This window comes from Streptomyces sp. NBC_00887 (assembly GCF_045207585.1).
Genome location: NZ_CP108789.1, coordinates 82,679 through 105,043 on the forward strand (window position 1 = coordinate 82,679; position 22,365 = coordinate 105,043).

Annotated in this window: 20 protein-coding genes and 1 pseudogene; 4 read left to right on the forward strand and 17 right to left on the reverse strand. The window is 70.2% G+C overall.

The window, feature by feature from the left end; genetic code table 11:
* Window positions 1-112: 112 nt before the first annotated feature.
* A complete protein-coding gene (locus tag OG844_RS45945) occupies window positions 113-967 on the forward strand; it encodes an alpha/beta hydrolase (RefSeq protein ID WP_331734421.1) in 855 nt (284 codons plus the stop codon).
* Window positions 968-1,154: 187 nt separating this feature from the next.
* Here OG844_RS45945 and OG844_RS45950 read toward each other — a convergent pair whose 3' ends face one another.
* Both OG844_RS45950 and OG844_RS45955 read right to left on the reverse strand, forming a co-directional pair.
* On the reverse strand, window positions 1,155-1,610 hold the full coding sequence (locus OG844_RS45950; RefSeq protein ID WP_331734423.1) for an SgcJ/EcaC family oxidoreductase: 456 nt from the start codon (window positions 1,608-1,610) through the stop codon (window positions 1,155-1,157).
* Window positions 1,611-1,623: 13 nt separating this feature from the next.
* On the reverse strand, window positions 1,624-2,772 hold the full coding sequence (locus tag OG844_RS45955; RefSeq protein WP_331734686.1) for an acyl-CoA dehydrogenase family protein: 1,149 nt from the start codon (window positions 2,770-2,772) through the stop codon (window positions 1,624-1,626).
* 367 nt (window positions 2,773-3,139) lie between these two features.
* Between OG844_RS45955 and OG844_RS45960 the strand changes: the two genes are divergently transcribed.
* Window positions 3,140-4,549 (forward strand): FAD-dependent oxidoreductase, encoded by a 1,410-nt coding sequence (locus tag OG844_RS45960; RefSeq protein ID WP_406396454.1) that lies wholly within the window; start codon window positions 3,140-3,142, stop codon window positions 4,547-4,549.
* A 195-nt stretch (window positions 4,550-4,744) separates the two neighbouring features.
* On the opposite strand, the gene OG844_RS45965 is transcribed toward OG844_RS45960, so the two are convergent.
* Window positions 4,745-5,434 (reverse strand): TetR family transcriptional regulator, encoded by a 690-nt coding sequence (locus OG844_RS45965; protein WP_406396455.1) that lies wholly within the window; start codon window positions 5,432-5,434, stop codon window positions 4,745-4,747.
* Window positions 5,435-6,405: 971 nt separating this feature from the next.
* On the opposite strand from OG844_RS45965, the gene OG844_RS45970 reads away from it, so the two are divergent.
* Window positions 6,406-7,629 (forward strand): transposase, encoded by a 1,224-nt coding sequence (locus OG844_RS45970; protein ID WP_331734433.1) that lies wholly within the window; start codon window positions 6,406-6,408, stop codon window positions 7,627-7,629.
* Window positions 7,630-7,789: 160 nt separating this feature from the next.
* Here OG844_RS45970 and OG844_RS45975 read toward each other — a convergent pair whose 3' ends face one another.
* From OG844_RS45975 to OG844_RS46020, 10 genes and pseudogenes are all read right to left on the reverse strand, one after another.
* Window positions 7,790-8,782, reverse strand: a complete 993-nt coding sequence (locus OG844_RS45975) for a hypothetical protein (RefSeq protein WP_331734437.1) — start codon at window positions 8,780-8,782, stop codon at window positions 7,790-7,792.
* A gap of 248 nt (window positions 8,783-9,030) precedes the next feature.
* Window positions 9,031-9,780 (reverse strand): 2OG-Fe dioxygenase family protein, encoded by a 750-nt coding sequence (locus tag OG844_RS45980; protein ID WP_331734441.1) that lies wholly within the window; start codon window positions 9,778-9,780, stop codon window positions 9,031-9,033.
* Window positions 9,781-10,059: 279 nt separating this feature from the next.
* On the reverse strand, window positions 10,060-10,188 hold the full coding sequence (locus OG844_RS45985) for a hypothetical protein (RefSeq protein WP_331734443.1): 129 nt from the start codon (window positions 10,186-10,188) through the stop codon (window positions 10,060-10,062).
* A 75-nt stretch (window positions 10,189-10,263) separates the two neighbouring features.
* Window positions 10,264-10,947: an ISAs1 family transposase gene (locus tag OG844_RS45990; RefSeq protein ID WP_331734447.1), complete on the reverse strand. Its 684-nt coding sequence runs from the start codon at window positions 10,945-10,947 to the stop codon at window positions 10,264-10,266.
* 350 nt (window positions 10,948-11,297) lie between these two features.
* A pseudogene (locus OG844_RS45995) lies at window positions 11,298-11,408 on the reverse strand (cold-shock protein); the annotation flags it as partial.
* Window positions 11,409-11,684: 276 nt separating this feature from the next.
* Window positions 11,685-13,139 carry an MFS transporter gene (locus OG844_RS46000; RefSeq protein ID WP_331734450.1) on the reverse strand — a complete coding sequence of 485 codons (1,455 nt, stop codon included), beginning with the start codon at window positions 13,137-13,139 and terminating at the stop codon, window positions 11,685-11,687.
* A 52-nt stretch (window positions 13,140-13,191) separates the two neighbouring features.
* Complete coding sequence (locus OG844_RS46005) at window positions 13,192-14,412, reverse strand: cytochrome P450 (protein ID WP_331734453.1); 1,221 nt, start codon at window positions 14,410-14,412, stop codon at window positions 13,192-13,194.
* A 37-nt stretch (window positions 14,413-14,449) separates the two neighbouring features.
* A complete protein-coding gene (locus OG844_RS46010; protein WP_331734456.1) occupies window positions 14,450-14,878 on the reverse strand; it encodes an organic hydroperoxide resistance protein in 429 nt (142 codons plus the stop codon).
* A 76-nt stretch (window positions 14,879-14,954) separates the two neighbouring features.
* Window positions 14,955-15,896, reverse strand: a complete 942-nt coding sequence (locus OG844_RS46015; protein WP_331734459.1) for a diacylglycerol kinase family protein — start codon at window positions 15,894-15,896, stop codon at window positions 14,955-14,957.
* Between the two features lie 125 nt (window positions 15,897-16,021).
* The gene (locus OG844_RS46020) at window positions 16,022-16,912 is read right to left on the reverse strand and encodes a class I SAM-dependent methyltransferase (protein ID WP_406396457.1); all 891 of its coding nucleotides are present in this window, start codon (window positions 16,910-16,912) and stop codon (window positions 16,022-16,024) included.
* A gap of 127 nt (window positions 16,913-17,039) precedes the next feature.
* Here OG844_RS46020 and OG844_RS46025 point away from each other — a divergent pair, with 127 nt between their 5' ends.
* Window positions 17,040-18,521: an MmgE/PrpD family protein gene (locus OG844_RS46025; RefSeq protein WP_331734466.1), complete on the forward strand. Its 1,482-nt coding sequence runs from the start codon at window positions 17,040-17,042 to the stop codon at window positions 18,519-18,521.
* Between the two features lie 22 nt (window positions 18,522-18,543).
* Here the strand turns inward: OG844_RS46025 and OG844_RS46030 are convergent, their stop codons facing one another.
* The 4 genes from OG844_RS46030 to OG844_RS46045 are packed head-to-tail and all read right to left on the reverse strand — an operon-like array spanning window position 18,544 to window position 22,302.
* A complete protein-coding gene (locus tag OG844_RS46030) occupies window positions 18,544-19,035 on the reverse strand; it encodes a sigma-70 family RNA polymerase sigma factor (protein ID WP_331734471.1) in 492 nt (163 codons plus the stop codon).
* Entirely contained in the window at window positions 19,032-19,319 is a 288-nt protein-coding gene (locus tag OG844_RS46035) for a hypothetical protein (protein ID WP_406396459.1), read from the reverse strand. Before OG844_RS46035 ends, OG844_RS46030 begins: the two co-directional genes overlap by 4 nt.
* Entirely contained in the window at window positions 19,319-20,569 is a 1,251-nt protein-coding gene (locus tag OG844_RS46040) for a hypothetical protein (RefSeq protein ID WP_331734481.1), read from the reverse strand. The genes OG844_RS46035 and OG844_RS46040 overlap by 1 nt, the downstream gene beginning before the upstream one ends.
* Window positions 20,566-22,302, reverse strand: coding sequence for a hypothetical protein (locus tag OG844_RS46045; protein ID WP_331734484.1), 1,737 nt, complete (start codon window positions 22,300-22,302; stop codon window positions 20,566-20,568). Before OG844_RS46045 ends, OG844_RS46040 begins: the two co-directional genes overlap by 4 nt.
* Between the last annotated feature and the right edge of the window lie 63 nt (window positions 22,303-22,365).

Below are 22,365 nucleotides of genomic sequence, written 5' to 3' on the forward strand. Positions count from 1 at the left end.
CGGTCTGCCGACGCGGTGTCTCCCACCTCGCCGGCAAACCGTTCTCCTGCCGTTGGAACCATTACATTGGGACAGCTGATGCCGTCGGCACCAGCTGTCTTGGAGGTTGACGATGCATTCGACAGTTGACACGTTCCGCACGCCCCAAGGCGTCACACTCGGCGTCGAGCACTTCGGTGACGAAGCGGAGCCCCTGGTATTGCTCGCGGGCGGCACGACCATGTTGTCCTGGCCCGACGCCCTCTGCGAGGCGCTCGCGCGCGGCGGACGTCACGTCGTCCGCTACGACCTGCGCGACGCGGGCGCGTCGACGACGGCCGACCCCGACGCACCCGCGTACACGCTCCGGGACCTCGCCGCCGACGCGGCCGCGCTCGCCCGCGGGCTCGACGACCGCCCCGCCCACCTGGCGGGCATCGGCGTCGGCGGGATGGTCGCTCAGGTGGCCGCCCTCGACCACCCGGAGGCGTTCTCCGCGCTGACCCTCGCCGGGACGCGGGCCGTCGCTCCCGGCCCGGTCGACGACGACCTGCCCGACCACGACCAGGCTGCGATGAAGGAACGCTTCAAGCTCCCGAAGCCCGACTGGTCCGACCGTGCCTCGGTGGTGGAGTGGGCGACCGCCGCGGCCGAGGTCTTCGGTGACGACCCCGACGAGGCACGGACCACCGCCGGGCGGACCTTCGACCGCACACCGGGCACATCGCGCTCTGTCCAGATGGCCAACCAGCTCGGCACCGTGTTCGCCCACCTGGACTGCCGGCCCCGCTGGCGCGAGCGCCTGCCCGAACTCGCGGTGCCGACGCTCGTGGTGCACGGCCGTCGCAACCGGTTCTTCCCGGTCGGCTGTGGCGAGGCGCTCGCGCACGACATCCCCGGCGCGCGGCTGCTCGTGCTCGAGCAGGCCGCGACCGCGATCCCCGCCGCGTCCGCCGACGAGGTCGCCAAGGAGATGCTCAAGCTCTGACCTCAGCCGCTCCGACACCCGGGTCAGGGGCCGGGTTGCCCGGCCCCCTCCCCGGATCGCCGCGGTACCGGACTACCGCCGGTCAGCGAAGCACGAGAGGCACGGACTGCTGGTCAGCGGCCCGTGCCGCACCGAAGGGGCGGCTGTCGCGTCTTCGCCGCCCCTTCGGTGCGCGGATTCACCGCACCTACGCAGCCCCGCCCGGGGCGGGCAGCTGCAACCGCGCGTGGCTGTTCTGGTAGGCGGCCAGCCGCCATTCCCCGTCTCGCCTGACGACCACCCAGGATGCCCGGATCGACTGCTCGTCCGGCACCTCGGTGTGGCCGGCCGGCAGCACCCCGCCCTCGGTGAGGAGGATGCCGGAGTCCGCGCCGAGCAGGCGCAGGTCCAGCGGGCGCCCGGTGACCTGGGTGCCCTTGTACTGCCCGGCGAAGGACTCGGCCAGGTAGGCGTGGATCGCTTCACGGCCCTTGGCGTACATGCCGGGCAGGATCATCGTGCCCTCCTCGACGAAGAGGTTCGCGAAGGAATCGGCATCGTTGTAGGCCCAGGCCGCGATCACCTTCTGGGTCAGTGCGGCGATCGCCGCCATGTCCGCCTCGGGCGCGGGGGTGCTCGGCGCGGTGTTGGTGTCGGTGCTCATATGCTCACTCCTGTCAGATGTAGGCGGTGTTCGGGTCAAGGCCGCACAGCACTCGTCCATAGAGCTCCGCATTCGTGTTCGGGTGCATCAGCGCGTGGAGCGTGACCGCGTTCAGGTCCCTGACATAGCGCTGGATCGGCACGCTGGTGTAGATCGAGGAACCACCGCTGGCGGTACCGAGGATGTCCGCCGCCTCCTTCGCCAGCCGACCGGTCGCGCCGAGGTCGGCGCGGGCCAGCGCGCGCTCGCCGATCTCCCATGCCGAGCCCTCGGCACACTTCGCGTCGAGGGTGGCCGACAGCCGGTGCGCGTGGAACGCCGCCTCGTCGATCTTCATCGCGGCCTCGGCGATCTGCAGATGGGTGAGCGGCGCCGCGGACTGCTTCTCGTAGGCGGTGTAGGTGATCTTGCGGTCGGGCAGCCGCTTGACGAAGGCATCCATCGCGCCGCGGGCCATGCCGACCAGCGGTCCCACGGCGGAGGCCGAGGCCACCGGCAGCAGCGGGGCCCGGTAGATCGGCGAGTCGGCGTTCAGCTTGGACGCGGACTGGGCCTCCAGGATCGCCGGCAGTGGCAGTACACGCTCGGCCGGGATGAACACGTCCTGCGCCACCGTGCTGACGCTGCCGGTGCCCCTCAGCCCAGAGGTGTGCCAGTCGTCGACGATCAGCAGGTCGCTCATCGGCACCAGCGCGACGATCGGATAGGGCTGGCCCTCCGGCGGCACCAGGACCGCGATGATCTCCTGCCAGTGCGCGTGCTGCGAACCGCTCTGGAAGCCCCACTTCCCGTTCACGACGACACCGCCCTTGGCGGGGGTGGCCGTCGCCGACGGGCTCAGGGTCCCGCACACCCGGGCGTCCGGGCGAGCGAAGACCTCGTCCTGGACCTCGTCGGGGAACTGGCAGGCCATCCAGCCGGGGATCCAGTAGACCGAGGCCACCCACGCCGTGGAGCCGTCCGCGCGGCCCAGCTCGGTGGCGACGTCGACCATGGTCGCGCTGTCCGCCTCGAAACCGCCATAGCGGGCCGGGACGCGCAGCTTGAAGACGCCGGCGTCGGTCAGCGCCTCGATCGACTCGTCGTGGATGCGCCGGTGCTCCTCGTTCCAGGCGGCGTGCCCGCGCAGCAGCGGCGCCAGCTCAGCCACCCGGCGAACCATTTCCTGCCGGGTCGGTACTTCGATGTCGGACACGGAACACCTCCTGGAGAAGGGGGGATCTGCCGTCTGGGACCAGCCGTCACCGGCACGGTGTCCAGGCCCCGTACGGCGAGCCACACCCCTCACGACGGGCCGGAATCGTCCCTGATGCTAAGAGCCCGCGATCGTGGTGTCGTCTCCGAGATTGCTGGCGCCGGGCGGGACACGCCCGCCCGCCTCGGCGATTCCCCGTACCGAGCAGGTGCGATGCGGCGCATGCGTCCCAACCGGCGTTGTCTCCTGGCAATCCCGGAGATGCAGGTACACGTGCCACGGCGGAACGATAGGCGCATCGGCTGGCAACCTGACATACCCACTTGGAGAATCCGTGAGTGACGCTACGAAATCCCGCGCGGTGGTACTGGGTGGCAGCATCGCGGGCCTGTTCGCGGCCAGGGTGCTTGCCGACGCCTACGACGAGGTGCAGATCGTCGACCGCGACAGACTGCTCGACGCCGAGGATCCGCGGCGCAGCTGCCCGCAGGGCAAGCACATCAACGGTCTGCTGGCCCGGGGCCAGCTGGTCATGGAAGAGTTCTACCCCGGGATCACCCAGGAGATCTTCGCCGACGGGGTGCCCACCGGTGACCTGTGCGGCAATGTGCGCTGGTACTTCAACGGCGTGCGCATCGAGCAGGAGGACGCGGGCCTGACCTGCGTGGCGGCCAGCCGTCCGATGCTGGAGAAGCACATCCGCCGGCGTACCGCGGCGCTGCCGAACGTGGTGTTCGTGGAGGAGCACGACATCCTCGGCCTGGCGACCGCCCCGGACCGGGGCACCGTCGTCGGCGCACGCGTGCTGGCACACGGTGACGAGCACGAGCGCACCATCGAGGCCGACCTGGTCGTGGACGCCACCGGCCGCGGGTCGCGCACCCCGGTGTGGCTGCAGGAGCTGGGCTACGGAACGGTCGAGGAGGAGAGCAAGAAGGTCGGCCTCGGCTACGTCACCCAGCACTACAAGCTCAAGGCCAACCCGTACGGCTCCGACCTGTCGATCAACCCGGTCGCCAACGCCAAGCTGCCGCGCGGCGCGATCTTCACGAAGACCGACGGCGGCCGCGTCGAGCTGACCGCCTACGGCATCCTCGGTGACCACCCGCCGACCGACCAGCAGGGCTTCTACGACTTCGTCAAGACACTCGCCGCGCCGGAGATCTGGGAGACACTGCAGCACGCCGAGACGCTGGACGAGCCGGTCGCCTTCCGCTTCCCGACCACACTGCGCCGCCGCTACGAGAAGCTGACCCGCTTTCCCAACGGCCTGCTCGTCGTCGGAGACGCGGTGACCTGCTTCAACCCGGTCTACGCGCAGGGCATGACGGTGGCGGCGCTGTCGGCCCTGACCATGCGCGGACATCTGCACACCGGGGCGGCCCCGCAGCCACTGCTGTACTTCCAGGACCTGGCGAAGAACGTCGTCGACCCGGCCTGGGAGATGACCAACATCATGGACCTGAGTTTCCCCGGGGTCGAGGGCAGGCGCACGCTGCAGGTCAAGGCAGCGCAGAAGTTCCTGACACTCATTCAGATCGCCGCGACCCGCGACAAGAAGGTCGCCGCCGCGTACATGCGGACGGCCGGCCTGATCGACCGGCCCGAGTCGCTGCAGAAACCCGCGTTCATCGCGCGAGTGCTGTGGAACGCGCTGCGCGGACCGGCCAAGAGTCCGACGCCTCCGTCGCTGGTGCCGATCCGTCCGGTGGAGACCTGGTCCGCGCAGAAGACGGCGGCATAGCCCACGGCGCGCATCGCGGAATCTCGGCCGGCAGGCGAGGTGGGCGGCCGGGACCGGTCCCTCCGCGTTACAGGGGCGTACCCGCGGCCTTCGCGCTGAGCACTGTGTGTTCCTGGGCCGGAACACGTGCTCAGCCGAAGGCCGCCCGCACCTACGACGGTTACCGGTCCGGGATTGCCGGACGGCGGTTACGCCTCAGGCTGATTGCTCCGCCGAGACGCCCTTCAGGGCCAGGTTCCACAGCCGTTCGAGCTGCTTCACGGTCCCTTCGTACCCGTGCTCGGTCCTGGGTGCCGTGCGCAGGCGCGCCTCGGCGCCATTGATCAGGTACTCCACCAGGGAGGTGACGTCCTCGGGCAGGGCGGTGCTGCGGAGCTGGTCGGCGGTGTGGGCCTCGTCGAGGAGGTTCTGGACAGCCGGGAGCCAGCTGCTCGGCCAGGACGACGGGGCAGTCCGTTCCCGGGCGAGACGGGCGGTGGCACGGACCGAGGGTTCCGCCTCCAGGAGCCGGACGAGGTCGAGCGTGAGGTCGGCGACCCGGGTGAGCGGTGGTGCCGTCTGCACGATCACCTGCTGTACGACGGCCTTGATGAGATTGCCGCCCTCTTCCTGTACGGCATTCGCCATCTCTGCCTTCGTCGCGAAATGAAAGCCTAATGAGCCCATGGATACGCCTGCGGTCGTGCTGATTCGAGAGAGCGATGTTCCGTCATAGCCGCCCTGGCCGAACTCGACGGCCGCGGCCCGGACGATGGCGATGCGCGTCCGTATAGCTCTGTCCTGTTTCACCATATTTTCTCCAGGTGGGTACTTTTTAGTGGATGCAGGGAGCTGCGAGTCCACGTCAACAGGTCTGTGAGCAGGCGAAGTTGCTTGATCTTGCATCGGTTCACAGAAGTCGCGACGCCATTACCGGATCATTTCCGGTTCGCACGCATTTGCGAGTCCCGCGCTTCTGTTCGGTGCTTGGTGTGTACCGGGGTGGTGAAGTGGGAACAGTTGCTCTTGTGGAAAAAATGAGGGTGCTCCTCTTATTTTTACTCTTATTTTTACATCTCGACAGCAGGGACTGATCAGGGCGGTATGACGTTCGGTGTGTCGTGGTAACGGATGGGGCAAGTGCCGGCCCAGGCCGCGAGTAGGCGTGGTATCTCGCGGACAAATCTGTGGAGGCTTGTGCTGTCGCCGCCCTTTTTGTGGGACTTTGTGCAGTCGTTGCAGGATGCGGAAGACATGGGACGGGGGGACGGGGGGACATGGCAGGGCCAGTGGTGTTTGGTGCGACCGCCGACGTGGGCCCTGCCGGGAGTCTGTTTCCTCTCGCGACAGCCGTCCTCGATGCGCTGGGCCGTATCCCTGACGTCCCGCCCTGCCCGCGACGCCCGGCACTTCCCCCCGCACTCGGCTTCGCTCAAGCAGGAAAGACTCCATTGCTTGCCGCACCGGCCGACATCCCAAGTACGTCCCGCACGAGAGATATCGGCCGGTACGTCGGGAAGTCGGGTCTCCCCTGTTCGGGGGGAGCCGAGAACCCGGGGAAGCACCGGACACCGCGGGGCGCGTCCTTCGCGCGTACGGCGGAACCGTTACGAACGGGCCTCGTCGAGCATGCCGAGGCCGCCGGGCCGCCACCAGGCGACCGCCACCGGCCCGTGGTACGAGGCCGGTGCACGCACGAACAGCTCGCACGCGTCCGTCCGCGAGGCCCCCCGACTTGCTCCGGGCACAGACTCGTATTCACCCGTGCCACACGCAGCCGACGTGACACCGCACCTGCAGGACATGCAGACACGACCACCGCAGCCGACCTGACCCGGCACCAGTAATGCTTGCTCTTGCAAGATGGGGGAGACGCCATGGAGACGCCTGCCACGACTCTCGCACAGGCCACACTGCCCGCGTTCGCCAGGAGTCTGTTCGAGCACCTGCCGAGGGCCGACCAACGCCGCTGGGCGCACATCTATCTGGAGGGCCTGCTCAATACGCCGGGAAAGAAGTCGGTGCGGCGCATCGCCGCAGCGGTCTCAGGATCTCCCACGGCCTCCCAGTCGCTGCAGCAGTTCGTCAACGCGAGCCCGTGGGACTGGATGCCCGTCCGGGAGAAACTGGCCCGTTGGGTCGAGCGGCGACTGCCCCTGCGGGCGATGGTGATTGACCGGGTCATCCTGCGCAAGCGTGGACAGCACTCCTGCGGAGTGCACCGCCGCTACCTGGCTTCCACAGGGCGCTCGGTGACCTGTCAGGTGGGGGTCGGAGCCTTCTTGGCGTCCGACGACGCCGCTCTTCCGGTGAACTGGAGCCTGCTGCTTCCCCGGGCGTGGACCGAGGATCCGCTGCGGCGGGCGCGCGCCCGCATACCGGACGCGGCGCGGGCCTGGCCTTTTACGACACATGTGCTGGAGCTGGCCGGCCAGGGCGCCACGGGTGCCCGGCCGAGACCGCTGCCGGTGGTGGCCGACCTGGAGGGCTTATCCGGTGCGAGCGCGGTGATCGGTCGACTCGACGTGAACGAGCGCGAGTTCGTCGTCTCCGTTCCGGGAAATCTCAGGATCGTTCCCGGCAGCGGCCGGATGGCTCACTGCCATGTCAACGCCTCCTTCCGCGGACCACTCCTGCCCGCATACTGGCTCCATGAGCGCGACCGCGGCTATCAGGTCCGCATCGAGGAAGTGGCCAGGGCCGGTGACCTCGGCGCCGAGACCGTGACGTCCTGCTTGGTGCACGTGCCCGAACCGAGGCCCGGAGCGATCCCGCGCACCTACCGGCTGCTCGCGGTGCGGAACGGGGCGAAGAGCCGTTCGACCCAGCTGTGGCTCACCAACATGCTGGACACCTCTACCGAGGAGGTACTCGCTTTGGCGGGAACGCTGTCCCGCACGGCAAGGGCGGTACGGGACATGGAGGAGCATGTCGGCCTGCTCGACTTCGAAGGGCGGTCCTATCCGGGGTGGCACCATCACATGACCCTGGTGTCCGCGGCTTACGCATACCGCCTGCTCAGCTCCGCCCCCCGCCGGAAGGGCGTTCACCTGCTGCCGCGTGAGCGAATGCCCTTCGCACACGCGGCAGCAGGTCCGTGATCGCACGCGGGAAGTGGTTCCGCGCTGCGTGGGCGCGGCGGCTGGGTGAGCGGGGCCGCCGGTCCGGCGGACGCTGTGGCGGGCATTCACCTGGATCGGGTACTCCGCTTTTCCCGGGTGCCACGAACGCCGTAGTGCTCGGCGAACTGACCGAGCCGGCTCAGGCTGCCCAGGGCGCGATCGGATACCAGATCAGGTCACGACGCGCCAGGATCCGCACATCCCAGTACAGAAGCAGGAAGATGCCCGCCGCGATGAACCCTGCCGCCATGAGCGCCGCGGTACGGCTCGGCGAACGTTCCATCCACCGCTGCAGTCGGTCTCCGAGGAAACCGGTCACAAGAAGGAACAGCGCCGCCATGACCAGGATGTTGCCCAGGCTCTGAAATGCAAAGGCCGCCGCCCCGTAGAGCACGTTGTGACTCTCGGCAGCGTCCCGGAACAACTGGCGGAAAAGCGGAAAGGGCCGTCCGACGAGAAAGGCCCCGATCAGTCCGCCCATGAACAGCATCGGTGCACTGGGGTACTTCTCCGACACCTTTGCCAGAGGGTCTCGTACGATGCCCAGTGCCGCCAGGCCGAGGTACGTCATCACCAGACCGATGATTCCGTAGACCACCATGGCCTGGATCAGCCGGCCCGAGAGGCCGCCGCTCTGGCTCTGGCTCTGGTCGAACTGGGCCATGTTCGTTCCGGTTATCGCGACCACCACACCGTACAGGGACGACACCACGACCGCTCCGGCGGCAAGATGTCCCAGCGGGCGAAGCCCGGCGGCCATCCGGCCGCGACGGGATGTGGCCCGTCCGCCGGTCAGCGGCGCCAGCGCGCTGAACACAGCGATGTTGCATGCGGTGAATGTCCCGGCGACGCCCGTGGCCAGAGCGAAGAAGACACCGGCCAGGGCGCCCGCGATCGGGGTGCCCTTGGCGGTGTGGCCCAGCAGCGTGTCCGCGACCGTGTCGCCGATGGTCCGGTCGACGAACTCCGCCGACCACACCACTGTCAGGGCGAAACCGAGAATGGCGCTGGCCGCAATCACCAGCACCCGTCGGCGGGGCGCATGTCCGTTGAAGAAGAAGGACGGGGGGGCGTGATCGGTGGACTCGGATCTCTTCCGTCCTGAATCGACCGTGGCGGGTATCTGCGTCATGACGTGCCGCCTTCTGAGAGGTGGGGATACGCGGCGATACGGTATGGGCGCCGAGGCTCCGCAACAGGTATCGCGGGCATATTCAGCACGCAGGAAGAAAATCCCGGGGTCGATTTGTGAAGTTGATCCCGGAACCTGCTCCGGTCGCGCGCGGATCGGGTCGTTTCGGCGAAGGTGCACACACGGCTTCCGGTCTCACGAACCGCCCGCCGAAGCCCTCCACCGCGGAACCCGCATTCGAGACGACTCTAGGCGTGCTCGATGCGTTGGAGCTGGGGAGTGTGCTTGTAGCCCATGATCAGTACGTCGCGGGTGGCCGGCTTGTCGTGGTCTGCTGTCCGGGTGGGCTGTACGGCGTGGAGGACCTGCCGGTCCGCCCAGAACATGGTGTCCATCTGTTCGGTGAGGGTGAACTCGGTGAGCAGTTCCTTGTCCGGGGTGAGCACCTGTGACTGGTCGCCTTCGGTGTTGGTTCGTCCCATGAGGTGGATCACGCCGTAGTCGACTTCGTCGCGGTGCGGTCCTTCGGGGGTCGGCTCGCCGATCTCGTCAGGGGTGCTGATGATGCGGAACTGATGGCACTGCACGTCCCAGGGTTCGTCCAGGCGGGTGTCGTCGTCGGCCAGGGGGAAGTGGGCGAAGTCGTCGCGCATCAGCCGGGTCAGCAGGGGGTTGGCGAGGGTGGCGGAGCTCAGCGGGGCCACTTCACGCTGGCCGCCGCCCGCGTGGTCGTTGGCGCCCGGGGACTGGTAGTAGGGCCGGTGCGGGCGCAGGCGGATCTCGCCGGTGCGGGGCAGGAAGTAGAAGCGGTCGTAGCGGCGCTCGCGGAGGCGTGAGCCGTTCGTCAGGTACTGGTCAGTCTCCAGCCGTTCCCACTCGTCGGCCAGTCCCTTCACCAGCGGCTGTAATTCGGGGGCCAGGACGAATTGGTCGGCCGGCACCAAAGAGTAGCCGTTGACGCGCAGTTCCTCCCGCGTGGTCCGCGTGATGCTGTCCATTTCGTCACCCCTCCGATACGGATCTTGGACACACTCCTGTGCATGAGGTTCCCATGTCCGCCTGACGCTGAGCTGACAGCTTCCGGAACCTGTCCGACCCGGATTCGGTCAGGACCGTGTCAGCAGGTCGTCAAGTCGCCTATGTTCTCATCGCATTGAATGACGGAAAGGTGATTCTTGTGTCGCCGATCGTCGAACGACTGCAGTCGATTTCCCGGGCAGAACGCTGGTCGGCCCTCAGGGGTGTTGCAAAGTCGTGTGATCTTGTAGGTGTGCTGGTCAGGCGAGGCCCAGTAGGTCGAGTGGGCGGATGAAGGGCTCGTAGGAAGTGTGCCGGAGGCCTGCGGCGATGTTGCGGTGCCCGGCAGCGCGGAGCTTGTTGATCGCAAGGTTGCGCAGGGTGGCCATGTTCTCGGGTCCGTGGCCGGTGCGGATCTTCGAGGCGTCCTCGCGGAAGGTGGCGTCACGGACAGAGTGCAGCCGCTACGCGATCACGGATCTGACTTCGCAGCAGGCATCACCCCAGCGTCTCGGCCAGCTCGCCAGGTCGCAGTGGACCATCGAGACGGTCTGGCGGCTGACGGTGCCCGTCTTGAGGTCGGTGCGGTGGCGCAGGATGCGCACGGCCTGGACGGCGTGGGGGAAGTCCAGGCCGAGGCCGGTGACGGTGAGGACCCTGGTCACGCGGGTCTCCTTGCGGCCGTGGCCGATCTCCCGGGCGTAGCGGCGTGCGGTCACGTCCTTCCACGGCAGTGACCGTAACTGCCGGTGGAGCGCGGGCTGGTTGGCCTTGACCACCAGCAGGTAGTGCGCTCTCTTCTCCTCCACCAGGAAACGCGCGTGGCCGCGCTGCGTGTACAGGGCGTCAGCTGTGACGGTGACCCCGGTCAGTTCGTAGGGCTCCAGCAGCGCCGCGAAGCAGGTGACCTCGTTGGTCTTGTCGGGAACCCGCAGCTGGGTGACGGTCCGGCCGTCGCCGGTCATCGCGGCCAGGAGGTGGGCGGCAGGCGTCTGGCCGTTGCGGGATCCGCGGACGGTCTTGCCGTCCACGGCCATCGACTCGGCGCCGCCGGGATCAGTGCCGGTCAGGTCGGCCAGGCCGCCGGGGCAGATTTGACCGATGACCCGCCGGATCGTGGCGGCGCTTGGTGCGACCCGCACGCCCATCGCGCCCACCGCGCGGGCGCCGGCCAGAGCGTGCTGCGGACCACTGTCCGATGGCCGCGTACGAGCGCGCGCCGGCGATCACCGCCGAGGCGGCAACCAATAGTCCGCACCGCGCGCGTCGAAAGAGCGCACCACCGGATGGGCGGGCGACATGCCGGACCTGTCAGGTCCGGGCAGAAAGCGGTGCGCGGCCTCAGGGCTGTGTGCTGCCGCCTGCCGTGCGGGCCATACGAATGGCCCGCGTTCGTATGGCCGGTACGGGGAGCGACGGGTGCGGGCGACGGGTGCGGGTGACGGACAGGGCCCGCGACCTTGCGGTGCGGGCCCTGTCCGGTGGTGCGCGTCAGTACTCAGACGGGAGCGATGTTCTCCGCCCGCGGGCCCTTCTGGCCCTGCGTGACGTCGAAGGAGCCCTTCTGGCCCTCCTGCAGCGCACGGAGGCCCTGAGCGGCGATGTTCGTGTCTCCTCAAGACAGGGAGGCCGAGCCGAAGACCGCACTGTGCGGAGTCCGCGTCGCCGCCACGAGCCCTATCCGGAGATGAGCAGGCAACACAAAAAGTGCACCAACGGATTACGCCGCCGAGTGCACACGAGTTCATGGGCACCACAACTGCGCCTGGCCATGACATAGCGCGATCACTGGCCCTCGTGGCGGATCTTCCACCGGCGAGTCGACCAGCGGCAGGCCGCGCCGGCGGCGCCGCCCCGGAGTGCCGGCCCCGGGGCGGCCCGTGTTCTACCGGCTGTCGGCCGCGGCCGCGGCGGGCGCACGCCGGTCGCGGCGCCGGTAGCGGACGCTGCCCGCCACCGCGAGTACCGCCACCGCGCCGGTCACCCCGGTGACGGTCCACAGTCCCGCGCGGTATCCGTTCAGTCCGCCGTCCGCGCCCAGGGTCAGGGCAGTGGCGGTGAAGGCCACGACGATGCCGTTGCCGATCTGCTGGCTCGTGCTGAACAGGCCCGAGGCCAGACCCTGTTCGTCTTCACGTGCCTGGCCGACCGCCGCGATGTTCAGGGCCGGGAAGGCCGCGGCGAAGCCCAGGCCGCCCAGCACCTGCTGGACGAACATGATGAGCAGGGTGGGAGCGTGGCCCACCAGCAGGGCCCAGACCAGGTAGCCGGCGGCGAGCATGGCCAGCCCCGCGGTCGCGACGGGCCAGGCGCCGTAACGGGTGACCAGGGTGGCCGCGTACCGCGCGGTGCCCCCCGTCAGTACTCCGCCGAGCAGGAAGGCGAGCCCGGCCTCCAGCGGTGACCAGTGCAGTTCGCTCTGGTAGTACAGCATCAGCACGAATTGGAAGGCCACGTACGCCCCGACGAACAGCAGGCAGACGTTGGCCCGCGCCAGCTGGGGCCGGCGGAAGATGGACAACGGCACCAGCGGGTCCGGATGCCGACGCTCCACCAGCAGGAAGAGCCCGAGCAGCACGACAGCGGCGATCAGCGTGGTGACGCTCCAGATGTCGCTCCAGCCGTCGGTGGCGGCGCGGCTGCACCCGTAGACCAGGCAGATCGCGGACCCGGTCACGGTGAGCGCGCCGAGGATGTCGATGCGACCGCGCTTCCGGTCGCCGCGTCCGCCGGGGATGGCGAAGGCGGCGAGCACGGCGACGGCGAGTCCGAAGGCGCCCGGCAGAAAGAAGATGAGACGCCAGGACACGTTCGCCAGCGCGCCGCCGAACACCAGGCCCAGGGAGTAGCCGGTCGCGGCGACTGCCATGAACGTGCCCAGCGCCTTGTTGCGGGCAGACTCCTCCCGGAAGGCGTCCAGCAGGACCGCCATCGCCACGGGGGCGGTGATGCCGGCGCTGATGCCCTTGCACAGCCGCGCGAGGGTCAGCACGAACTCGTCGTCCGCCAGGCCACCCGCGCAGCTGGCGAGCGCGAACACGCCCAGCCAGATGATCAGCAGTTTTCTGCGGTCGTAGAGATCGGCGAGCCGGCCGCCCAGGAGCAGCAGGCCGCCGAAGCCGAGGGCGTACGCACTGACCACCCACTGCAGTGCGGCGGCGGAGATGCCCAGTTCGTCCTGGATCAGCGGCAGGGCGGGGCCGACGCTCGCGATGTCCATCGAGTCGAGGAACTGTACGGCGCAGGCGACCCCGAGCAGCAGGGTGAGGTTACGCGGGGAACGGGCCTCCGCAGGCGCGGGCAGCCCCGTCTGCGTATCGGACGGTGAGAGTTCGGTCATGCTCGGTCTCCGGGTCGGGGTCGCGGGGGTGGGGCGGGGCGGGGCGCGGTTCTCACCAGCACACCGGCAGCCGTCGTACACCGCGCATCAGCATGCCGGGTACCCAGGGCAGTGTGGCCGGGTCCGCGTCCGGGGCCAGGTCGGGGCAGCGTTCGAGCAGGGAGCGCAGGGCGATGCGGCCTTCCATCCGGGCCAGCGGGGCGCCCAGGCAGTAGTGGATGCCGTGGCCGAAGGCGATGTGCCCCCGGGCGTCACGGCGGATGTCGAACTCGTTGGGCGCCTCGAACCGTTTCGGATCCCGGTCGGCGTCAGCGATGGCGATGAGCACGGTCGAGCCGGCCGGGATCAGCACCCCTCCCAGCTCGACGTCGGACAGGGCGAGCCGTCCGGTGGACGTCTCCACCGGGCCGTCGTACCGGAGGAACTCCTCGATGGCGCCGTCCAGCAGGCCGTCCGGATCGGCGCGCAGCAACGCGGCCTGGGCGGGGTGGGCGAACAGCGCGCGCATGCCGCCGGAGATCAGGTTGACCGTGGTCTCGTGCCCGGCTATCAGCAGCAGGCTGCACATCCCGATCAGTTCGTTCGGGGACAGTCGGTCGCCGCCCTCGTCCACCGCGTGGATCATCGTGCTGAGCAGGTCCTCGCCGGGACTGCCGCGCTTGTCCGCGATCAGATCGGTGAAGTAGGCGGTGAGCGCGGTGTACGCGGCGGCCTGCTCGGGTCCGCTGGTGGGCGCGATCGCCTGGGTGGACCAGCCGCTGAACGCGTCGCGGTCCAACTGCGGGACGCCGAGCAGCTCGCAGATGACCGTCATCGGCAAGGGAAAGGCGAACGCCGCCACCAGATCGGCCCGCCGGCCGGGGCTCTCCAGCATGGCGTCCAGCAGATCGTCGGCGACTTGCTGGACGCGCGGCGCCAGTGCGGCGATCCGGCGCGGTGTGAAGTCCCGGGAGACCAGCCGCCGCAGCCGGGTGTGGTCCGGAGGATCGGCCATGAGCAGATGCGCCAGATTGGGATCGTCCTCGTCGGTGCTCTTGATCTGATGCATGCGGCCGGACCTGCGCCACTCCCGACTCAGCCGCGGGTCGGTGAACGCGGCGCGGCACGCCTCGTGTCCGACGACGAGCCACACATGGTCCCCGTCAGGTGTCCTGACGTGGTGCACCGGAGCCTGCCGGCGCAGTTCCGCGTACACCGGATACGGGTTGCTGACGAACTCCGGGCTGAGCCGCAGCAGATCCGTGACGGGCGGCTGCGCCGCCGTGCTCACCATGATGTGATGTCGCTCCCTCTCTCGTGGCGATCTCCTGTCAGCCGACCTCGAGGCTTACCTCGATGCCGTTCCGCGTCATGTTGGAGTACGGACAGATCGCGTGTGCCTTGTCCAACAGCCGCTGTGCGACGGCCGGTTCGAGACCGGGAAGGCTCGCGGTGAGGTCGGCGAGGATGCCGAAGCCGTCGTTGTTCTTGCCGATCGAGACCCGGGCGGTGACGCTGGATCCGGTGATGTCCACCTTCTCCTCGTCGGCGACGATGGCGAGAGAGGCGTGGAAGCAGGCGCTGTACGTGGCGGCGAAGAGCTGCTCGGGGTTGGTGCCGCGGCCGGTTCCGCCGAGTTCCTTGGGCTGGCTGACGATGACGTCGAGCTTGCCGTCGTCGGAGGAGACGCGGCCCTCGCGGCCGCTTTCCGCGGTGGCGACACCGGTGTAGAACAGGACGTCGCTGTGCTGAATGGGCATGACTGGCCTTTCCGTTCGTTGGTCGGGGGGTTGTGATGAGCCGGGCGGGGAGCGGGGCACGCTCTTCCCGGCGCGGCTAGGAGAGGGGCGCGAGCACGGGCAGCGCGCCCGCGGATATCCCGATGGTGCAGCGCGAGAAGTCGCCGGTCTCCGGCTCGCCGTCGTACTCGAGGACGAGTGGTTCGCCGTCGGTGCGTTCCACGACGATCTCCGTTCCCTGGGCGTAGAGCACCCCGGGACGCTCCAGATGGCGTCCGCTGCGGCTGAGCTCGAGCAGGTCGGCGAGGTGCTTGCCGTCGGTCATGACGCAGATGTCGAGCAGGCCGTCGTCCGGCACCGACCGGGGCAGCAACTGGTAGTGCCCGGCCCGGTAGCGCCCGCCGCCGACGTTCGTCAGGTGGATGTCGCCCTCGTGCAGGAGCGCGCCGTCCACCTGGATCCGGCCGGGGTAGGGCTTCGTGCTGCGAAGGACCTCGTCCAGGGCCCGCCGGTAGCGTTCCCGGCCGGTGACGCCGGCGTGCCGGGCGGCCGCGTGGGTCACCTCGGCGACGAAGCCGGAGCCGGTCCCGAGGACGACCGGGGTGCCGGTCTCCCTGATCTGCAGCAGGTCGACGTGGCGGACGCGGGAGTTTCCGGCGGAGAGGGCGGCGTCCAGGGCGTCCGGCCAGGGGCGGTCCGACCAGATCTCGCGGTAGAAGGAGTTGCCGGTGCCGGCCGGCACGTTCACCAGCGCCGCGCCCGGCGAGTGCGGCTGTTCCCGGTGGGCCCGCGCCAGACCGGCGGCCGCCTCACGGGTCGTGCCGTCACCGCCGACCGTGATCAGGACGTCGGTCGCTCCGTCGGCGGTCGCCGCCGCGAGCTGCTCCGCGTGACCGGGGTAGGCCGTGCGCACCACGCGTACGTCTTCCAGCCGGCGGGAGCTGTGGCGTACCACCGCGTCGATGAGACCCGCACTGCGCCTGCCCGCGAGGGGATTGGCGACCAGCAGCCCTCTTCGCGCCCGCCGGCCCTGCACCATGCGTCCTCCCAGACGTGAACGGTCCGCCCCTGCGTCATGTTGGGTGCCCTCACGATGACTGCCCGTGATGACAGGGTACTGACGGGACACTCGGGTCCAGCTCGAGTCCCGGTCGGATTCGCTCGTCAGCGCCGCTCGGCCACGACCATCCCCATGAAGTCGTCCGCGCTGCAGTACGGATCGGTGCCGCCGTACTCCCGCATCAGGTCCGGTATCCGCAACTGCGCGGTCGGCCAGAAGCCCGCCCGCCGTACGGCCTCCCCGGCGGTCTCCGGGGTGAGCCCGGTCAGGTAGGGCTCACCCCGGGCCCCCACCTCCTGTGCCTTGGACAGGACCGCGGGGTAGGGCGTCGTGTGGTCGAGCACGGACTGGTCCATGTAGTCGAAGACGAGCGTGCTGCCGCTCGCGCACAGCTCCGACAGTTCCTTCAGCGTGTGCCGGAACGCGTCGGGGCGCAGGAAGAAGGCCACCCCCAGCCAGCCGACCACGCACGGCTCCTGGGGGTCGAACCCGACCCCGGCGAGCGCGTCGGCCAGCGAGGCGCCGGCTTCGAAGTCCACCGGCACGTAGTGCACATCCGGGGTCTCGATCCCGCTCTGGCCCAGCAGGTCGAGCTTGTCGGCCTGGGTCGAGGGGTGATCGACCTCGTACCAGCGCATCGCGGTGAGGTCGGTCAGCCGCAGCGATGTCGAGTCGTAGCCCGCCCCGAGCAGCACGGCCTGCCGGATCCCGGCGGCCGCCGCCCGCCGCAGGTAGTCCTCGAAGCAGCGCTGGCGCAGCAGGACGATCGCGAAGAACGGACCCTCCTGCCAGGCGTTCTCCGTCAGCCACCGCTCCGCGTCCGCGGGCGTGTCGGGCAGCTCCATGCCGGGGATGAACGCCCGCGCGTACGGGTCGTCGAGCATCCGCCGGCCGGGTTCGAGCGCGGCGTCCACGGCCCGGATGCGTGCGGTCAGTCGAGCCGTGTTGCTGGCCAGGCCCGCGGTCATGCGGGAGGGCTGGTGTGGGATGAGCACGGAGGGGCCCCTTCACGTCGAGAATGCGGGCGGCAGGCGCCGCCCAACGGCATTACGCGCTCGTGCGGCGCCGCCCTCATTTCCGTTGTGTCGGGGGGCCGGCGGTGTCCGGGGCGTAACACCGGGCATGACCCTCACTGAAGAACTCTCGGCCTGGGCCGCCGGCGTCCGCTTCGGCGACGTCCCCGGGGACGTCGTGGAAGTTGCCAAGCTGCAGATCCTCTCCCAGTGCGCGGCGATCCGCTACGGCGCCGCGCACCCGCTGGGCCGGCGGCTCGTCGCCGGCTTCGGCGAGCCGTTGCAGCAGGACAGCCGGCGGTCCGCGTACGTGCTGGCGGGACTCGGCTCGTGGCTGCACTTCGACGACACCGCGTATGCCGGGCACCTGTCCAACTCGACGGTCGCCGTCCCCATGGCCTACGCGGCCGGGCAGCGGCTGGACGGGGCGGGCCTGCTGACATCCGTCGTCGTCGCCACCGAGTGCGCGGCGCGGGTGACCGCCGCCGTGACACTGGGTCCCTTCCGCGGGCAGACCGCCGCGCACACCCATGTCGCCGGCGCCGTCGCCGGCCGGCTCCGGGGCGCCGGCGTCCCCGCGGAGCTGTGGGCGAACGCGTTCGGCCTGGGACTCGGCCTGCCGCCGCGCACCGTGATCGCCGGCTTCCTGGGCGGCGATTCCAAGGTGTTCAGCGCGTCGACGCCGGTAGCCGTGGGGCTGGACGCCTGCGACGCGGCCGAGGCCGGGTTCACCGGCTGCCGGGATCTGCTGGAGAACCCCGACGGGTTCCTGCGCGCGTTCGCCGAACTGCCGCTGCCCGAGGCGGTGACCGAGTGCCTGGGCGAACGCTGGCACACGCGGACCACATCCTTCAAGGTCCATCCGGGCGGCCCCGGCATGGACACGGCCGTGGACTGCGGCATCGAGCTGTACCGGGAGCTGGGGGCGGTGCGCGCCGGCGATATCGAGTCCGTCGAGGTCGCCACCTCGCTCTACACGGCGCTGGTCGCCCGGTGGGCGCAGGAGCGGATGTGCGGCCCCGACTCACCGGTGGGCGCCCTGGTGTTCGCGCTGCCCTACCTGCTGGCGACCACGCTGCTGACCGGAGAGCTGACCGTCGCGGACTTCACGGCGCCGGCACTGGAGGAGCCGGAGCGCTGGGAGCTGGCCGACCGCGTCCGGATCGTCCTGGACGAGCAGATGACGTACGACCTCTTCCACAACCTCGTGCCCTTCGGCCAGGGGCTGCGGCAGGCCGGCGACAGGGCCGCCGAGTGGCTGGCCGAGTTCGGGGCCCGCTGGGAGGGCGACGGCCGATGGCTGGTCGACCTGGTGGGCGAACTGCCGCCGCCCAGCCGGGATTTCCGGGGCGTGCGCAAGGTGACACCGTCCCGGGTGACGGTCCGTCTGCGGGACGGCCGTTCGGCGACCCGTCAGCAGGACGTACCGGTGGGCGGCGTCGGCGCGACGGGGGGCACGCCGACGGCCGCACTCGTCCGGGAGAAGTTCCTGGGCGCCGGCGGGAGCAAGGAGGTGGCCGACCGGATCGCGGAGCTGGAGCGGGTGCCCGCCGAGGAGATTCCCGGGCTGCTGCGCGCGGCGCTCGCCTGACCGGGTCACCGGTCGTACGGGGTCAGCAGGCCAGGCTGTGGTCGTACCAGCGCCGCAGCCGCGCCCGCGCCCGCGTGTAGGCGCCCTCCACGGCCTTGGCCGAGATGCCGTTGCGGGCGGCGTACTCGCGCGTGCCGATCCCCTCCCGGCGGGCCAGCATCACCTCGCGCTCCAGACCGGTCAGCCGCCCCACCTGCCGCAGCATCCACGCGTCCTCCGCCCGCGCGCAGACCGCCTCCTCGGGGCTTGTCGGGTTCCCGGGCAGCACCCGGCGCAGCACCCGGCGCGCGCGCTCCTCCCGGCGGTGCACATCGGTGCACAGCCGCAGGGTGACGGAGGTGAGGAAGGGGCCGATGCGGCTCTCGTCCAGCGCGTCGAACGCGGCCGCCCGCAGCAGCGCCTCCTGGGCGCAGTCCTCCGCCTCCGCCGCGCCGCGCAGGCGGGAGCGGGCCAGCCGGTGGATGCGGTCGTGATGGCTCAGCAGCTGCTGCCAGCGAAGAGCGGGCGTCGTCATCGCAGCTCCTCCTCGCCGGCCCGGCCGACCCAGTGGGCGAAGGTCTCAGCGGGCCCCGGACGGCCGTCCCGGTAGCGGAATCGTCCGTGCGGGCCGCCCGGGTCGATGGCGGCGAACCCCTGCCGCTCGTACACCCCCTCGATCCGCTCGCGCACCCGCAGCGGGTCCTGGGCCTGTTTCATCCCGTCGTTCCCGTTCAGCGCGGTCCGGCCACCGAGCGCCCACTGACCCCCGTCGCGCCCCGAGGCCGGTCTGCGCCGCCTCGGCGCCGGCCCCGTGGCCATCACGCCCCCTCCTCCTTGAACGGTCCCGCCACCGAGGCGATCATCCCGTTGGGCAGCCAGTCGGCGGTCGTGGTGCCCTTGTGCCGGTGCTCGCCCGCGGCGGGGCCGGACAGCGGTGAGCCGGGGATGTACATCACCGCGGTGGCGTAGAGCCGCACCGAGCCGGCGTCGTCTGTCGCAGCGCCGCCCATGGTCCGCCGCCACCCCTCGTAGCCGGCCCCCGACGGATATTCGCCGGGCAGCCGTGCGGACAGCGCGGACACGTACGCCATGGGCAGCTCGGTGCGCGGCGCGTAGCGCAGCGGGATGAGCTGGCCCGCGCCGGGGAGCAGCAGCGGGCGCGTCAGCAGCCAGGGCGCGAGGTAACTCCCCTGTGCGCGCAGCCGGCCCGCGGCCACGGCCCGGAGCGTGCTCTCCGCTTCCTGCCAGCCCGCCACGACGATCAGCGGGCGGGCCGCCTTCGCCGTGCCCGGTCCCTTGGTGGGCGCCGCGAGGGTGATCCGGGCGTCGGCCGCGGCGGCGCGCACCACCGCGGCTGCGGCCTTTCCGCGCGGGGAGCCGTCGCTGACGAGCGCCGCCGTGCGGGTACCGCGCCCGGCCAGGAAGGCCACGACGGAGCGCAGGGCCGAGCGGTCGGTGGCGGCCAGGCTGTCCGAGGGACAGCTGGTGAGCGTCCGTACGGAGCCCGCGACCAGTGCGCCGGCCGCGGCGGCCGCGCACTCGGGGCCGTCCGCCCCGCGCAGCGCCGCGGGAGTGTCGGCCCGTGCGCCGGTGTTCACTTCGATCGAGGTCTTGGCGCCCGCGGCGGAGACCCACAGGCGGCTCTCGCCCGCGGGCAGGTTCACCGGGACCCACCTCTGGGCGCTGCCCGCCCGCACGGTCCCCGCGGTGAGACGGTCGCGGTCGGCGCCGGCCGCGACCGTCTCCGTGCCGCCCACCGCGACGAGGTTGGGGCCGGGCCTGTTCGGCACGACCATGACGGTCATGTGCTGTCCGCCGAGGTGCAGTTTGTGCACCGAGGGAACGCCGGGCCGCTGGGGTGCGGCGGTCTGCTGCGGTTCGCCGCGGTCCGGCACGGCCGCGCCCGCGAACACGGCCCCGGCCACCACGGCGGCGAAAAACGCCGTGGTGGCCGGGATCCCGCGCAGCCGCCTGCCCCGCAGCAGCAGCAGCCCCAGCGTGCTGCCTGCCAGCAGCACGGCGGTGGCGAGCAGCAGCGCGCTGCCGAGGACGGGAGACGAGTCGGTCATTTCAGTACGCCGTCGCTGACCGTGAACAGCACGCCGTGCGGCCGGGCGTCGCCGTTGTCACCGTGCGGCCAGGAGGTCCGGTTGAAGCTCACGCACGGCTTGTGCGTGTACTCGTCGCGGAACGACCTGTCCATGCTCAGCTTGCCCTGGTCAGTCAGGTTGAGCATGCAGACCCGGTGGTCGCCGTCGCCGCCGAACGCACCGGCGATGAAGTAGTTCGCCACGGCGAGCCGCTTGATCTTCTTCGTCTCCTTCCAGGTTCCGTCGGAGTTCTGGGCGAAGTTGTCCATGGCGCCCCAGTGCGGGCCACCGTCGGTGACGTCGCGGATCATCTGGGTGCCCACCACGGCCGGGCAGTCGTGCTCCTGACCGCCGTCGAAGACCTCCTTGAGCCGGTCGACGGAGCACTTGGGACTGTCGCCCGAGGCCAGCAGCTTGCGGATGTCCAGGACGTAGACCATGCCGGTGGTCTTGTCGAGCGGCTGGCCGTAGCCCTTGGGCACACCCATGACCGTGTGGAAGAGGAAACGGTCGTCGGGGCTGACCATCAGCCAGCTGGAGTTGTCGCCGCCGCCGCGGACGTCCGGTTCGGCACCGGCCTCGCGGTAGGCGCTGGTGTCGTCGATGATCTCTTTCCACACCGGCTTCGGCGCCTTGATGTCGGGCGTGTAGAAGACGGCGCCACCGGTCATGGAGGACACGAACGCGCCCTTGTGTTCCGGCTTGTTGGGCAGCGCGGGCTCCATCAGCACCCGTGACTCGTACCAGATGGGGTCGCTCTCCAGCTGTGCGCGGGGACCGTCCGGCACCTTGCTCACGGAGAGCATCTTCGGGTCCTTGCGGTTGCTGATGTCCCAGACCCGCACGGTGGGCCGGGCCAGGTCCTCACGCAGCGGGGCCTCGGGCGAGGTGAAGGCCGCGGCCTCGACGAAGTCGCTGGCGACCAGGATGTTGCGTCGCTCGTTGACCATGATTCCGTGCGGGTTGGCGCAGGTCGCCTTTTTCAGCACCGGCACGTTGCCGCACAGCTTCGGGTCCTCGCCGGCGGCGGTGGCCGCGGGGATCTCCGCCAGGGTCTTGCCGTTGCGGTCGAAGAGAACGATCTCGCCCGGCGACCCGGCGGCCCCGTTGCCGGTCCTGACCTCGCCGTTGGTGTAGGTGCACGGCCCGGCCACGTCGCCGCCGCCGAGGAAGGAGCCGTAGGCGGTGCCGTCCCGCAGCACCTGGTAGGCGTCCGGCATCGTGCCGCACGGCGTGTCCGATGCCACGTTGACGCCGGCCAGTCGCAGGCTGGGCAGCCGGCTGGTGTCGAAGACGAAGGTGGTGTCGGACTTCAGGCCGCCGGCGTACAGCCGGTCGCCCTTGTGCCAGACGTACTGCATGTGGTGCGGCTCGTTGGCCAGGCCGGGCCCCATGGTGACGGTGTTCACGACCTCGCCGTAGGAGGCCGACCCCTTGGTGGCGTCGATGACCGCCATGAAGTCCGGCTTGGTCGGGTCGGCGGAGCCCGCCCAGGCGAGCATCCACTCGCGGCCGTGCCCGCGCGCACTGGGGAGCAGGTGATTGGTCGCCGTGTACTGGGTGCCGTCGGATGCGGTGATCCGGGACGTCGACTGGGCGGGGGACTCCTTGGCCTGTCCCGCTCCGGTGAGGAGGGTGGAGGTCAGTCCCACCATGGCGAGACCGAAGGACAGACGCCACAGTTGCCTGCGCCGCAGACGGGGCTTTCTCATGATTCCGTACGCCCTCTCCTGGAACTGTCGGTGACGATGTGACGATGAGGGGGAGTCCACTGC